Source organism: Pseudochelatococcus sp. B33 (assembly GCF_053570585.1).
Map to the genome: position 1 here is coordinate 184,556 of NZ_JBSEFH010000012.1, position 15,682 is coordinate 200,237.

A 15,682-nucleotide genomic window follows, 5' to 3' on the forward strand; every position below is an offset into this window, starting at 1 on the left:
TTTTTTGGGAATGGCTGGGGATTGAATATGACTTTGACATCGACAGATGTGCGGGGGCGCATTGAGTCTATTTTACATTTGACGGATGTTGATAATGCGGTCGTCATCATCTTTCAGGGACGATACGACACGGTCGAGACGCTGGACAATGCGCTGTATGGCATTGCCTCCGTCACCCTTCATCCGCTCGTCGGCCTGTATCAGGTTGCATTCAACCGCACTCCGGATGCGGATGGCCTGGCATACTGGTCCGGCAGGTTGAACGCGGACGCGCTCGTTGCATCGTCGCCCGATACGATCGTCCAGATCGTGCGTGAATTCGCCGGCTCCGAGGAATGGCAGCAGCTGTACGGCAACAGCACGGATGCCCAGATCGTCGAGGCGCTGTATCAGCAGGCGCTGGGGCGGGATAGCGATCCCGGGGGCTTCGCATACTGGCTGGGGGAACTCGAAGGCGGCCGCAGCCCGGCGGACCTTGTGCTTGCGTTCTCCCTGTCGCAGGAATTCATCGCGCGCTCGACGCCCTATATCGACAGCTATCTGCGTGGCGCGCAGCCAACAACGGGGTCGCTGTTTGCGCTGGAACCGTCTGACGCTACCGCTACCGGCAAGTTGTCCTACGATCTTGTCGAGGAACACCTCACGGAAATCCTGCGGCTTGAGCCGTCGCAGTATCTGGTGGACACCTTCAGGGCACGTTACGATTCCGTCAGCGACCTCGATCAGGCTCTGCTCAATATCGGGGCGGTTTCGCTGACGCCGCTCGTCGGCCTCTATCAGGCCGCATTCAACCGTATTCCCGATGCCGAAGGCCTCGACTACTGGCATGACAGGATCACCTCCGGCAACATAGCGGATGCGGATCTCAGCAAGCTGAAAGCCGTAGCGAACGAGTTCGTCGCCTCCGACGAGTGGCAATCCAAGTACGGCAGCGCCTCTCCCGAGGAGATTGTCGAGGCATTGTACGTCCAGGCCTTGAATCGCCCGGGTGAGCCTGCGGGCGTCGCGTTCTGGACGGCGGAACTGGGGAAGGGCCGGACGGTAGCCGACTTGCTGCTGGACTTCGTCCTGTCGGAGGAATTCATCGTCAGCACGGCTTCCAACTTCGACGCACTGCTGCTAAGTGCCGCGTTCGCAGGCTTTCCCACGGATGCGACGCTGTTCGAGGTCGGCAATGCGGACGGCGGCGTGATTGACGGCTATCTCGCGGGGTCGTTCGTCTTCATCGATGCCAACGGCAACGGCATCCACGACGACGGCGAGTACTCGACCGTTACCGACGCCGAGGGCAAGTTCTCCATCCCTGACGGCATCCTCGATCTCGGCGGCCTTGTCGCGCAGGGCGGAACCGATATCACCACCGGCCATGTGGTGGACGAGGTGTTCCGCGCCCCGGCCGGCTCATCGGTGGTCACGCCGCTGACGACCCTTCTCGCCGCGCTGATCGACACCGGCTACACGTCCGACGCGGCCGAGGGCCTGATCAAGGCGGCACTCGGCCTGGCGACCGATGCCGATCTGAAGCATCTCGATCCCATCGCCGCGGCGCTTTCCGACGATCCGGCGGCTGCGGTGGAAGGGCTCGCTGCCCAGGCCGCCTCGCAGAAGATCGCCACCCTGATCATTCAGGTCAACGCCGCCCTTGCCGGCGCCGCCGAACACGCGGGGCTGGAGGGCGTCAATCTCGACGGGCTCGTCGCCGCCGCGCTGGCCGAAGCCATTATCGACGCCGGTAACGGCACCGACCTCTCCGATCCGGCATTCCTCCAGACGGTCATTGCCGGGGCGATTGAAACTCTCGCCGACGCAATGGGCGCGACGCCGGCACAGATCGGCGATCTCCAGAGCGCCGTCAATGCCGGTGAACTGGCCGGGATCGTCTCCAATTTCAACACGCTGGTCGATGAGGCCGTGGCGTCGGGTACGGGCGCTAGCGCGCTGACCGAACTTGCAAAGCTGCAATCTGTCGTCCAGGGCGAGGCGAAGGAGGCAATCGGCGATGCCGCGCGCGCTGGCGACACGGGCGGGGCTGCGGAATATGCGGACCCGGATGCCGTGAAGGAGAAGGCGGATGAAGCCGAAGTCGGAGACATCGCGCCTGGCGTACCACCGACGCCCGAGCCGGAACCCGAGCCTGAGCCGGAACCCGAGCCAGAGCCCGAACCGGAGCCCGAACCGGAGCCAGAGCCAGAGCCCGAACCGGAGCCGGAGCCAGAGCCCGAACCGGAGCCGGAGCCGGAACCGGAGCCTGAACCAGAGCCCGAGCCTGAACCCGAACCGGAGCCGACTTATGAGCTGATCGCCTCCGCATCCACGGTCAGCGAAGGGCAGCAAATCACCTTCACTCTGGTTACAACCAACGTTGCGGCCGGCACGACCCTTTCCCTGGTGTGGAGCGGAACCGCGAACGCGGATGATTTCACCACCGAGCTACCCACAAGCCTCCAGGTCGGTGCAGACGGAACCGCGGCGGTCTCGATCACCGTCAGGGAAGATCTGCTGACCGAAGGCCAGGAAACCATCACGCTCAGCATACCGGCGGTTGCCGGAACGCCCTCCGTTTCAGTTACGATCAACGACACCAGCCTGTCGCCGCTGATAAGCATCGAAGACGGTACATTGACCCTCCTGCTGGACGGACACTACGCCATCAGGGAGGAGGATGGTGCTATTGTTGTTGCATACGGAGAACGGACGGAAGAGATAGCAGGCGCGGCGTTCAACGACATTATCCGAATCGTGGTGCCGGAGGGCGTGGCCGCGGATGTTGCGGGATCGCTGCTGAACAATCGCGACATCACCCTGAGCGGTGCAGGCTTCGTTGACATCACCGACGTGACGATCACCCCAGCCAGCTATGAAGACGGTACAAGCAAGCCTGTTTCTTCCGATACGGATCTGTCGAAACTGGGCATCGGCGAAGGTGGTCTCGCTGTTACGGTGAACGGCAATGAGGCCGACTGGTTCATCTCCCGCTGGATCGTGCTCGACAGCTTGTATGGCCAGCTCCAGAGCTATCCGGATGGCAATCTGGCCCTGTTCAACAACGGGGATGGCTATAACATCTCGACTGAGCTGGACACTCCGGTTCTGGGCAAGGAAACGCTCGGGGAGGCCGCGCTTGCCGTCAACAAGGCCTTCGTGGTGCTCGCGGCCGATTACGCTGCTTACCTGGAAGACGATGGCAAGCCGCTGACGGATTTCGCGGCGAAAGCCGGTCCGGCACGGCTGCAGCTCATCCACGACAACATCCTCGGCAACGGCTCCAACATCCCAGGTGGTTCGGGAATACCTGAGCGCAAATTCCCCGAAGATGTCCTGAGTGAACTGACAGCGTTGCTGCCGGATTGGGTCGAGGGGCGTCCGCTCTATGCAGGCAACGACGCCGACGCCTACAACGCCATCCATCGTGAAGTCCTCGCTATTGATTGGGAGCAGGGCTTCGACCGGCCCGATTACGTGCGCTCCCTCGACCAGGGAACCATCGACGCGTCCGGCGTCCGCGACGGGCAGCAGACCCATGTCGGCAGCGGCAACACGCCTCACAACTACGTCATCGAGCGCCACGAGGGCGCGGGCGTCGAGGTCGGCCTGAAGGTGCATTATTATCGGGGCAGCGACATCCTGCCCCTCGAACCCTCCGGCGACGACGGCATCGTGACCTTCGAGGTACCGACCGGCTCGTTTGATCCGGTCAGTTGGGGAACTCCGGCAAAATGGTCGTTCGACTTCTCCGTGCTGACCGGCATCAACGGCCAGGAGACCACGCTCGACGATTTCCAGTTCATCCTGAAGATCGACATCGATCCTACTGAGGGGACAGAATTTATCGTGCTGGAGCTGGGTGGCGCCAATGGCACCACGCCGTGGTTCGTCCAGGGAACGGAGATCGTGTTCATTCCGGATGAGGAAGTCGGTACGACTTCCGAGAACAACGCCCTGATATCGCAGAACTCACTGAATTTCGGCTTCAGCCACATCCGCGATTTCATCAGCACTGACGGAGAGCCGTACGATTTCGGCGAAGGGCAGTTCGACATCATCCTCTCCGCCGCCACGGGCTTCGAGGACAGCGTCGAGCTTGCGAGCACGCATATCGTCGTCAAGGTCGTGGAGCCGCTCGCGAGCCTTGCGGCGGATGGTACCCTTAAACTGCGGCTCGAAGGGAACTATTCCATAGAAGAGCAGGACGGCGATATCGTCGTCACTCACGGAGGGCGGACGGAAAGCTTCAGCAAGAGTGCGGTCATCACTGTTGCGGTGTCGGCGGGCGTGACCCTGACCGTGCCCGACCCGAATGACTTTTTCGGTCCCGGAGAAGGTATCGCCTTCGATATCGACGAGGCGGGCAAGCTGCTGGTGGATATCGCCTATGCTCCCCTGAGCCCGGACAACCAGTCTCTTGCCGCGCTGAATCTGTCCCGCATCACCACCGGCGAAGACAGCCATGCGATCAAGGATCTGTGGCAGGTCGTGGACACGGCCAATGGCGATCTTGTGGACAAGTTCAAGCTGTTCTGGGCCAACGGCGACGCCAGATACTACGCGACGAGCTACGACAATGTGGAGGCCAATCTCGCCAACATCGATCTTAGCGAAATCTATGCGGCGTATCTGCTCGGGGAAGGATCATGGGAGGGGCCCGGGCCTGCCATCACCGACATCGTGCAGACGAAGGTCAGCGGCACACCCAACTTCGATGGCCGCCAGCAGTCGTTGCACGACAATCTGCTCGGCAATCTCACCAATGCGGCGATCAATGACCGGTTCCCGAATGAAGACCCGCGCACCGACGTGGGCAAAGCGTTCGGCGACAGGCCGTATGAGGAGGGACAGCCGCCGCCCACCGCAATCATTACCGCTGCCGACCGGTGGGATATCCTGCACGGTATCGACCGCGATGCGGATTTCCCCCCGCAAACGCTGGTTGATCTGACGGATGGCGTGACGGGTCCCGGCATCGGCGGAGTGGCCGCGGACTGGGAAGTCGACCGGCGAGCACTCGCGAGCATCGAGACCGAGGCTGATCCCGACGCTGCAGGCGCACAGGGTGACGTCATTGCCTTCATCATCGATCCTGATAGGGAAACTTCGGATTTCTATCGGTATCAGGGTGCGAAGCTCAAGGACGGAGCTGCCGCGAACGACAAGTTCGAGAAGTACATCGATCTCGCACACGGTAGCACGGTAGAGTTCAAGCTCTATATTGATCCTGCCTGGAGCAGCGACGAAATCGGGCAACTAACCGGTGCATGGATTCAGCTCCAGAATGCAAACAAGACGCTGGACGGCGGCGGCCGCTTCTCCATCGTGGAATACATCGATCCCGATGCAGCACAGGTACTGAACATCCAGATATCAGAAGAAGAGGCATTCACCGGCGGATTCCGTTTCTGGAATTCGAACGAAGGCTGGGTGGAATACCTGAACAGTGACCTGACGGGTTGGGTGACATTCAGCTTCGTCTTTACCGCAGAGTCTCACAGCTGGGCCATCAACGGTGAAACGCGCTATACTCATGCGTCCGATGAGACGAATGAGAACGCCGTCGGTATCACTGAGATACTTGAGACAGTGATATTCAACAGCCAGAACTATGGCTTTGAGCAGACTTACTACTACGACGACATCAAGCTGACCGGCGTTTCCATAAACGATAATTTCTACGAAGCTGGAATCGGGTGATCGTAGAGACCAATTGCCCGCAGAACCTTCTCAGGAGGGCTCTGCGGGCGAGGCTTTATAGGCATGGTGCCCTGGATGTGAGTGAGGTGCCAGTATGTAACTTGGCAATTCGCCGCGGAACATCTGGCCGCCAAGTTGGACCAAAATCAGGAATAATCCTTATATTTCAATTACATTTTTAGGTGGTGGTGGGCCAGGAGGGACTCGAACCCCCAACCAGACCGTTATGAGCGGTCGGCTCTAACCATTGAGCTACTGGCCCGAAGCCGCATTCGGCGCTGTCCCTGCGTGCCGCGAACATGTCCGCCACGCGGTGGAATTTCTGTCACAATGGCGCTCCGGGCGCAAGGGCATTGGAGCCGGGGTGTTGACAAGCGCCGCGACAGATCCGACAGAACGCCGGGATCCGCTTTCATGATTCCGCTTTCCGCCATTTCCATGCTATGAAATGGGCGAGTTATCCTTCCGGCGAAGAAAACGTCAGCGATGGCCGTCATTCATGGCGATGTCAGCGGGGGCGGGTTTTTTGTTGACAGCCACCACCCCGGCGGCCGCACGTCCCGGCCGCCCACGCGACATCAGGAGCCCTTCGCTGCCATGTCTGCCGAGATTCCGCGCCTTGCCCTTGAGGGCGTCACCAAGCGGTTCGGCGCGGTCGTCGCTAACGACGGGGTCTCGTTCACCGTCGCTCCCGGGGAGATCCATGCGCTGCTCGGCGAGAACGGCGCGGGCAAGAGCACGCTCGTCAAGGTGATCTACGGCCTGCTGAAGCCGGACGCGGGCGTGGTGCGGTGGAACGGCGCGGCGGTCGCGCCGTCCGATCCGCGCGCGGCGCGCCGGCTCGGCATCGCCATGGTGTTCCAGCACTTCTCGCTGTTCGACGCCTTCACCGTCGCCGAGAATATCGCGCTCGGGCTCGACGACATCCCCGACAGAAGACGGCTTTCCGAGCGCATCGCCTCGGTTTCCGCCGGCTATGGCCTGCCGCTCGATCCGGACCGGCTGGTGGGCACGCTGTCCATGGGCGAGCGCCAGCGGGTCGAGATCGTCCGCTGCCTGCTGCAGGACCCGAAATTGCTGGTCATGGACGAGCCCACGTCCGTGCTCACGCCGCGGGAGGCGGACACCCTGTTCGCCACCTTGCGCCGGCTCGCGGCGGAGGGGTGCTCCATCCTCTACATCAGCCACAAGCTCGAGGAGATCCGCAGCCTGTGCCGGCGCGCCACCATCCTGCGCGCGGGCAGGGTGGTCGCGACCTGCGATCCGGCGCGCGAAACCGCGGGCTCGCTGGCGCAAATGATGATCGGCGCAGAACTCAATGCTGCCCGCCGCCAGCCCCGCGCAGCGGCGGCGACGGGCGCCCCGCGCCTTGCCGTCAGCGGCCTGAGCCGCCCCGCCGAGGGCACCTTCGGCGTCGCCTTGAGGGACATCGGCTTTTCGGTGGCATCGGGCGAGATCGTCGGCATCGCGGGCGTCGCCGGCAACGGCCAGGACGAACTCGTGGAGGCCCTTGCCGGCGAATGGCGCGCGCCGGCCGCCGATATCGTCGCCGTCGACGGCAGGGCCGTCGGGCATCTCGACCCGCAGGCGCGGCGCAGGCAGGGGCTTTTCACGCTGCCCGAGGAGCGCAACGGCCACGCCGCCGTCCCCTCCATGACGCTCACGACGAACACGCTGCTCACCGCGCGCGGGCGCGCCGGCCTGCTGTGGCGCGGGATCGTGCGCCGGGGCAACGCGCGCCGCTTCGCGCGGGAGATCGTGCGGGCGTTCGACGTGCGCACCGCCGGCGTCGACGTGCCGGCGACGAGCCTCTCCGGCGGCAACCTGCAAAAATTCGTCGTCGGCCGGGAGGTGCTGCAGAACCCGTCCGTTTTCGTCGTGGCGCAGCCGACGTGGGGCGTCGACGCCGGCGCGGCCGCGGCCATCCATGCGGCGCTGGGCGAGCTCGCGCGGGCGGGAGCGGCGATCGTCGTCGTCTCGCAGGATCTCGATGAGCTGCTGTCGCTGACCGATCGCATCGCGGTCATCAGCAATGGCCAGCTGTCGCACGCGCTGGAGACGGCGCGGGCGAGCGTCGAGGAGATCGGGCTGCTCATGGGCGCGGCCGGCGGAGGCGCGCGGGATGCGGCTTAGGATCGAACGCCGGCCGGAGAGCACGGCCATTCGCCTCGCCGCGCCGCTGCTCGCGGTGCTGCTGACGGTCGCGACCGGCTTCGTGCTGTTTCTGGCGCTCGGGCTCGATCCGGCCGATACGCTGTATCAGTTCCTGGTCGCGCCCCTGCTGACGTTCCACAGCCTGACCGAGCTCGGGGTGAAGGGCGCGCCGCTGGCGCTGATCGCCTGCGGGCTTGCCGTCGGCTTCCGCGCCAATGTCTGGAACATCGGCGCGGAGGGGCAGCTCACCATCGGCGCGGTGGCGGCGGGTGGCGTGGCGCTCGCCTTCTGGAACGAGGCGGGGTGGTGGATCCTGCCGCTGATGCTCGCCGCCTCCGTTCTCGGCGGCATGGCGTGGGCCTCGATTCCGGCCTTTCTGAAGACGCGCTTCGGTGTCAACGAGATCCTCACAAGTCTGATGCTCACCTATATCGCGCTGCTGATCCTGCAGGTGCTGGTGTTCGGCCCGTGGAAGGACCCGGACGGGTTCAACTATCCCCAGACGCGCCTTTTTTCGGACGCGGCGCTGCTGCCTGTGCTCGTGGAGGGCACCCGGCTGCATCCCGGCGCGCCGGTGGCGCTTCTCGTTGCGGTGGCCGCGTGGTTCGTGATGACGCGCACCGTGATCGGCTTCCAGATCGCCGTCGTGGGGGATGCGCCGCGCGCCGCGCGCTTTGCCGGGTTCGACGCCGACCGCACGACGTGGCTGGCGTTCCTCGTCGGCGGCGGCGCGGCGGGCCTCGCGGGAGCCTTCGAGGTGGCGGGGCCCATCGGCCAGCTCGTGCCGTCGCTGACGCCCGGTTACGGATTTACCGCGATCATCGTCGCCTTTCTCGGCCGGCTCAATCCGCTGGGCATCATCGCGGCGGCGGCTTTGATGGCGCTGACCTATATCGGCGGCGAGAACGCGCAGATCACGGCCGGGCTGCCGCAGGCGGCGACGGGGGTGTTCCAAGGCATGCTGCTGTTCTATCTGCTGGCGGCGGACGGGTTGCTGCGCCTGCGCGTCCGCCGGGTGCCCGCCGGCGTCGGCCCAGCGGTGGTGCCATGATCGACCTCGTCATTCCGATCATGGTGGCGGTGATCAGCGCGGCAACGCCCTTGCTGCTGGCGGCGAGCGGCGAACTCGTCGTGGAGCGCGCCGGCGTGCTCAATCTGGGCATCGAGGGCATGATGCTGATGGGCGCGATGGCCGGGTTCGCCGCCACGCTCACGACCGGCTCGCATGTCGCGGGTCTCGCGGCGGCGGCTCTTGCCGGCATGCTGATGGCGCTGATGTTCGCCTTCCTGACGCTGACGCTGTCGGCCAATCAGGTGGCGTCGGGCCTGTCGCTGACGATTTTCGGCATCGGCCTTTCGGCGCTCGTCGGCTCGGCCTATGTCGGCCAGCCCGTGGCCGCCCTGCCGAAGCTCGACGTGGCGGGTCTCACCGAACTGCCCGTTGCAGGAGAACTGCTGTTCGGGCATGACGCGCTGGTGTATTTCTCCGTGGCCGCGGTGCCGGCCATCTGGTGGTATCTCAACCGCACCCGGGCCGGGCTGCGGCTGCGGGCGGTGGGCGAATCCGCCGAGGCCGCCCATGCGCTCGGCCATCCGGTGATCGCCATCCGCTACCGGGCGTGCCTGTTCGGCGGCGCCATGGCTGGTCTTGCGGGCGCGTTCCTGTCGCTGTCCTACACGCCGATGTGGGCGGAGGCGATGACGGCGGGCAGGGGCTGGATCGCGCTGGCACTCGTCGTGTTCGCCGCCTGGCGGCCGTGGCGGCTTTTGATCGGCGCCTATCTTTTCGGCGGCGTCGGCATCTTCCAGCTCCATGCGCAGGGCGCATGGGGGCTGCCGTCGGAGCTGTTTTCGATGCTGCCCTACGTCGCCACCATCGTCGTGCTGACGGTCATATCGGCGGGGGCGGCCCGCCGGCGGGCGGGCGGCAGCGGATCGGCGCTCAGCGCGCCGGCCGCGCTCGGCAAGCCGTTCCGGCCGCCGGGATGAGGCCGGCTGCGCAGGTGCCGCATTTTTATCGTTCAAAGCGTGGCCAAAACCCTTTATGGGTGTTCGGGCCATTTCCTCGGGGGATCGAGATGCCTTCAACGACGCTTTCCAATCTGCCGTCGGTCATGACCGGCGGTCTCTCGCGCCGCGCCATTCTCGTCGGCGCGGGCGCTGCCGCGATGGCGCTTGCGGGCGGGCGCGCGGCGCTTGCCGCCGATCCGCTCAAGATCGGCTTCGTCTATGTCGGGCCGATCGGCGACCACGGCTACAGCTACTCGCACGACCAGGGCCGCAAGGCGGTCGAGGCGGAGTTCGGCGAGCGCATCGATGTGACCTTCGTCGAGAACGTCAACGAGGGGCCGGATGCCGAGCGCGTCATCCGCCAACTGGCGAGCGCGGGCAACCAGTTGATCTTCACGACCTCCTTCGGCTTCATGCAGCCGACGATCCGCGTGGCGAAGCAGTTCCCGAAGGTCGCGTTCGAGCATGCCACCGGCTACATGAAGGCGGACAATGTCGGGATCTACAACGGCCGGTTCCATGAGGGCCGGGCGGTGCTCGGCACCATCGCCGGGCATGTGTCGAAATCGGGTGTCGTCGGCTACGTCGCCTCGTTCCCCATCCCCGAAGTGATCATGGGCATCAACGCCTTCATCCTCGCCGCGCGCAAGGTGAACCCGGCACTCACCGTCAAGGTGATCTGGCTCAACACCTGGTACGATCCGGGCAAGGAGGCGGACGCCGCCAAGGCGCTGATCGACGGCGGCGCGGACGTCATCGTCCAGCATGTCGACAGCCCGGCGGCCATGCAGGTGGCCGAGGCGCGCGGCGCCTTCGCCTTCGGACAGGCGTCCGACATGAGCCGGTTCGCGCCGAAAGCCCACCTCACGGCCATCGTCTACGACTGGGCGCCGTACTATATCGAGCGGGTGCAACTCGCCCTCGACGGCGCCTGGAAGCCCGATGACAAGTGGTGGGGACTGAAGGAGGGGCTCATCAAGATCGCCCCCTATAACGAAGCGCTGCCCGAGAACGTACGCCGCGAGGCCGACGCCGTGAAGGACGCGATCATCGCCGGCACGCTGCATCCCTTTACCGGTCCGATCAACGATCAGAAGGGCACGGAAAGGGTCGCCGCCGGGGAGACGCTCGGCGACGCCGAACTGCTGAAGATCGACTGGCTCGCGGAGGGCGTGCAGAGCTGAATCAATTCCCCGGCATCGGGCCGGAGAAACAAGCGCCATCCGCCGAGATATATTATGGCGGGCGGCGTCATTATTTGAAGGTATGGTATTGAATTATGTCGATGACTCTCGATGGTTTTATACAGACAGCTTTTCCCGTTGATGGCCGACTGGATCAACTCACGTGCGGACATGCGTTTCTGAATGAATACAAGGGCTGCACTTTCAGCCTGGGCGAAAGCGCAACACCCCGTTTCCAGACGAAGCCGGATGGCAATTCGCCTGTCTTCCATGCCGATCCGGAATCGACTGAGGCCGAGGCGGCGCGATACGCGCGGGAGGAAGAGCGCCGGCGACACGGCTGCGTCACCAGCCCCGCGCTTTCCGTATTCGACCGGATCACCGCCTGCACGGTCGAAAGGCTGGCGTTCGGGGAGCGGCTGCAAGCCCATCTGGCGCCGCGCCTCGGGACGCTCTACGCCGAGTTCGAGAAGCGGATCAATGCGCCAAGGGTGTTCAGAAGCAGCAGCACGCCTCTTTCCTTCGACGAGATCGCCGGGTTCAGCACGGCTGCCTACGAGGTCATGTATCTCGCCGACGCCAAGAGCGAAATCGAGGCGCTGCGGGCACGCAGCATAGCCGCCTTCGAGGCGGTGCAGCTGCAGGCGCTATCGGCCGAACATGACCCCTCCTATCGCTGCGTGCAATGCGTGAGCAGGGAAATCTCGACCGAGGTCCAGACGTTGTCCGGAAGCATTCTCGAACGGGCGCCGGACCATTACAAGCCGCTTCTGGCAAGACTCGTCAAGCGGGCCATCGCCGATGTGGGGCAGGCCAGAGAGGAAGCCGTCAGGATGACATCCGTTCCCGCCTCCGAGGTCGGGCAGGGGCCGCTGCTGCCGCAGAGCATCAGTGTCAGCGATTCCGGGGGCGGCCGGGTGGCCGCCGTCTCCTCCGGTGGCACGTCGCTGCTCCAGCGTCTGTTCGGCTGCTGCTTCCCCAGCCCGGCGTGATGCCGGCGCGCCGGATAATGAAAGCCACGAAACATTTGCCGGTGCATTCCGATCGGCAAATGTTCTAGGCTGCGAATCCGGGGGAGAGCGCATTGGCCGGATGGATCGTCGTCGTCGTAGCGCTGGTTTATCTGTGCGGGCTGTTCGCGGTCGCGCATCTGGGCGACACGTTCGGCAAGCGGCTGATCGGCGGCGGCGCGCGGGCGAGCATCTATGCGCTGGCGCTCGCCGTGTACTGCACCTCGTGGACGTTCTTCGGTTCGGTCGGCCTCGCCGGCCGGTCGGGGCTCGACTTCCTCACGGTCTATATCGGCCCGGCGCTCCTGCTCGGAATCGGGTTTCGCTTCATCGCCAGGGTGGTCGAGCTCGCCAAGGCGCAGAACATCACCTCGATCGCCGACTTCCTCGCCGCCCGCTACGGCAAGAACGACCGCGTCGCGGTGCTGGTGACGGTCATCGCGGCGATCGGCGTCATCCCCTACATCGCCCTGCAGCTCAAGGCGGTGTCATCGTCGCTGACCGTCTTCTTCGAAGCCGCGCCGGAGGCGATGCTCATCACGCCGGCGACGCTCGGCGTCGACCTCGCCTTCGTCGTCGCCGCTGTGCTGGCCGCCTTCGCGGTGGCGTTCGGCACGCGCCATGTCGACGCCACCGAGCACCAGGACGGGCTCGTGCTCGCCATCGCGCTCGAATCGCTGGTGAAGCTCATCGCGTTTCTGGCGGTGGGCATCTTCGTCACCTACTTCATGTTCGACGGCGTCGCGGACATCCTGGAGCGGGCGGCCGCCGCCCACCCCGAGGCCGACATCCAGCAGCGCACATCGGGCGCCGTCACCTTCCTGACGCTCACCATGCTTGCCCTCGGCATGGCGATGCTGCTGCCGCGCCAGTTCCACATGTCGATCGTCGAGAACCGCGACATATCGGACGTGCGCCGCGCCGCGTGGATGTTTCCGCTCTACCTGCTGGCGATCAACCTGTTCGTGCTGCCGCTGGCGCTCGCCGGCCAGGCGTCCTTCCCCGATGGCGCCATCGATCCCGACATGACGGTGCTGGCGCTGCCGCTGTCGGAGGGCGCGCACCTGATGGCGCTGATCGCCTTCATCGGCGGTCTGTCGGCCGCGACCGCCATGGTGATCGTGGATTCGGTGGCGCTGGCGATCATGATCTCCAACGATCTGATCATTCCCGTCATGCTGCGCCGGCGGGCGATGCGCGACACGCACAACAGCGGCGACCTCAGCGGCTTCGTGCTGCTGGTGCGGCGCGGCTCGATCGTCAGCGTCATCCTGCTCGCCTACGTCTATTACCGCGTGTCGGGCGAGGCGGCGCTCGCGTCCATCGGCTTTCTGTCGTTCGCGGCGATTGCGCAGCTCGGCCCCGCCTTCGTCGGCGGCTTCGTCTGGCGGCGGGGAACGGCCCTCGGCGCGAGCGCGGGGCTGATCGCGGGTTTTTGCGCCTGGGCCTATACGCTGCTGCTGCCGAGTCTCGCCGGCGATGACGAAGCCTGGAGGTCCTTCGTGACGCAGGGGCCGTTCGCCATCGAGGCGCTGCGGCCGACGGCGCTGTTCGGCACCGACCTGCCGGAACTGACCCACGGCGTGTTGTGGAGCCTCGCTATCAATGTCGCGGCCTATGTCATCTTCTCGCTGCTGCGTCCGGAGACGGCGCTGGAGCGGCTGCAGGCCAACGCCTTCATCGGTTCGGACGGTGCCCCGCTCGGCGGCGTGCAGACGTTCTGGCTGCGCAACTCGCCGGTATCGGTGGAGGATCTGCGGGCAGCGGTGGCGCGGTATCTGGGCGAGGAGCGCACCGCGCGCGCCTTCGACAGCTTCAATGCCCACCGTGGCGGGCCGACCTCGGGCAACGCAGACATCCACCAGCTCCGCTATGCCGAGCACCTGCTCGCGTCCGCCATCGGCGCCTCGTCGTCGCGGCTGGTGCTGTCGCTGCTGCTGCGCGGGCGCAACCTGTCGACCCATGACGCGCTCAGGCTGCTGGACGATGCCTCGGCCGCCATCCAGTACAACCGCGACATCCTCCAGCATGGCCTCGACCACGCCCGCCAGGGCATCACCATTCTCGACCGCGACCTGCGCCTGATCGGCTGGAACCGTGCGTTCCGCGACCTCTACAACCTGCCGCCCGATCTGGTGCGCTTCGGGATCGGCATCGACGAGATCCTGCGATACAACGCCGAGCGCGGTTCCTACGGCCCGGGCGCGACGGACCATCTCGTGGCCGGGCGGCTGGCGAGCCTCGTCAGCGATCTGGAGCCGGTGCGCCTCAAGCTCCACCCCGCCAACCGCGTCATCGAGGTGCGTTCGAACCATCTGCCCGACGGCGGTCTGGTGACGACCTATACCGACATCACCGAGGCGGTGGCGGAGGAGGAGGCGCTGGAGCAGCGCGTGCGCGAGCGCACGGAGGAGCTGACGCAGCTCAATATCGCCCTCACGCGCGCCAAGGCGGAGGCCGAGGAGGCCAATGCCTCGAAGACCCGCTTCCTCGCCGCCGCCAGCCACGACATCCTCCAGCCCCTCAACGCCGCGCGCCTCTACGCCACCTCGCTGGTGGAGCGCGACCGCAAGGGCGGCGACGCCACGATGGCCGAGAACGTCGAAGCCTCGCTCGACGCGGTGGAGGAGATCCTCACCGCGCTCCTCGACATTTCGCGCCTCGACAGCGGCGTGATGCAGACCGAGATCTCGAGCCTGCGCATCGACGATCTGCTGAAGCAGTTGCAGCGCGAATTCGATGTCGCGGCGCGCGAGAAGGGCATCAGGCTCAAGGTGATCGCCCCGGCGCTCACGGTGCGCTCCGACCGCAGGCTCCTGCGGCGCATGCTGCAGAACCTCGTCTCGAACGCCATCAAGTACACGCCGAGCGGCCGGGTGCTCGTGGGCGCGCGCCGGCGCGGACCGAACCTCAACATCGAGGTGTGGGACACCGGCCTCGGCATCCCGGCGGCGCAACAGCATCTGGTGTTCCGCGAATTCCAGCGGCTCCAGCAGGGAGCGAAGGTGGCGCGTGGCCTCGGGCTCGGCCTCTCCATCGTCGAGCGGGCGAGCCGGGTGCTCGGCCATCCCGTGACGCTGCGGTCGGAACCCGGCCGGGGCACGGTGTTCACGGTGACGGTGCCGCTCGCCGCCCCCGTCGCCGCCGAAACCCCGGCGCCGCCGCCGCCCGCCGTCTCCACCTCCGGGCTCCACGGGCTCTGCGTGTTCGCCATCGACAACGAGCCCACGATCATCGCCGGCATGCAGCAACTGCTCGGCGGCTGGGGCTGCACGGTGCTGACGGCGGAGTGCGCGCAAACGGCGCTCGACGTGCTCGCGCGCGCCCCGCATCCGCCCGACGTGCTCATCGCCGACTATCATCTCGATCACGGCGACGGGCTCACGGCCATCGCGGTGCTGCGCGAGCGCCTGCGCCAGCAGAAGCCGGCGGTCCTGCTTACCGCCGACCGCTCGCCCACCGTGCGCCAGCAGGCGGAGGCGGCCGGGGTGCACGTGCTCAACAAGCCGCTGAAGCCGGCAGCGCTCCGGGCGCTGCTCACCCGCTGGCGCGCCGCCGCCTAGGGTGTGTTGATATCTGGGTTATGCCGGCTTGCAAACGCCGAATTCCTGCGCTTCCGGTTCTCGAAATCCGGCATTC

General features: G+C 65.5%; 7 protein-coding genes and 1 tRNA gene. 7 read left to right on the forward strand and 1 reads right to left on the reverse strand.

Annotation, left to right across the window (positions count from 1 at the left end):
- The first annotated feature begins 27 nt into the window (after nt 1–27).
- Nucleotides 28–5,685 carry a DUF4214 domain-containing protein gene (locus ACUSIJ_RS15225; RefSeq protein WP_449309250.1) on the forward strand — a complete coding sequence of 1,886 codons (5,658 nt, stop codon included), beginning with the start codon at nt 28–30 and terminating at the stop codon, nt 5,683–5,685.
- A 186-nt stretch (nt 5,686–5,871) separates the two neighbouring features.
- Here ACUSIJ_RS15225 and ACUSIJ_RS15230 read toward each other — a convergent pair.
- Nucleotides 5,872–5,947: transfer RNA gene (locus ACUSIJ_RS15230), tRNA-Ile, on the reverse strand.
- A 335-nt stretch (nt 5,948–6,282) separates the two neighbouring features.
- Between ACUSIJ_RS15230 and ACUSIJ_RS15235 the strand changes: the two genes are divergently transcribed.
- The 6 genes from ACUSIJ_RS15235 (at nt 6,283) to ACUSIJ_RS15260 (ending at nt 15,606) form a co-directional block, all read left to right on the forward strand.
- Nucleotides 6,283–7,818, forward strand: coding sequence for an ABC transporter ATP-binding protein (locus ACUSIJ_RS15235; RefSeq protein WP_449309251.1), 1,536 nt, complete (start codon nt 6,283–6,285; stop codon nt 7,816–7,818).
- Nucleotides 7,808–8,890, forward strand: coding sequence for an ABC transporter permease (locus tag ACUSIJ_RS15240; RefSeq protein ID WP_449309252.1), 1,083 nt, complete (start codon nt 7,808–7,810; stop codon nt 8,888–8,890). The genes ACUSIJ_RS15235 and ACUSIJ_RS15240 overlap by 11 nt, the downstream gene beginning before the upstream one ends.
- Nucleotides 8,890–9,828: an ABC transporter permease gene (locus tag ACUSIJ_RS15245; RefSeq protein WP_449309271.1), complete on the forward strand. Its 939-nt coding sequence runs from the start codon at nt 8,890–8,892 to the stop codon at nt 9,826–9,828. Before ACUSIJ_RS15240 ends, ACUSIJ_RS15245 begins: the two co-directional genes overlap by 1 nt.
- A gap of 125 nt (nt 9,829–9,953) precedes the next feature.
- Nucleotides 9,954–11,033 carry a BMP family ABC transporter substrate-binding protein gene (locus tag ACUSIJ_RS15250; RefSeq protein ID WP_449309272.1) on the forward strand — a complete coding sequence of 360 codons (1,080 nt, stop codon included), beginning with the start codon at nt 9,954–9,956 and terminating at the stop codon, nt 11,031–11,033.
- 101 nt (nt 11,034–11,134) lie between these two features.
- Nucleotides 11,135–12,025 carry a hypothetical protein gene (locus ACUSIJ_RS15255; protein WP_449309253.1) on the forward strand — a complete coding sequence of 297 codons (891 nt, stop codon included), beginning with the start codon at nt 11,135–11,137 and terminating at the stop codon, nt 12,023–12,025.
- A 92-nt stretch (nt 12,026–12,117) separates the two neighbouring features.
- The gene (locus tag ACUSIJ_RS15260) at nt 12,118–15,606 is read left to right on the forward strand and encodes a PAS domain-containing hybrid sensor histidine kinase/response regulator (protein ID WP_449309254.1); all 3,489 of its coding nucleotides are present in this window, start codon (nt 12,118–12,120) and stop codon (nt 15,604–15,606) included.
- Nucleotides 15,607–15,682 lie beyond the last annotated feature (76 nt).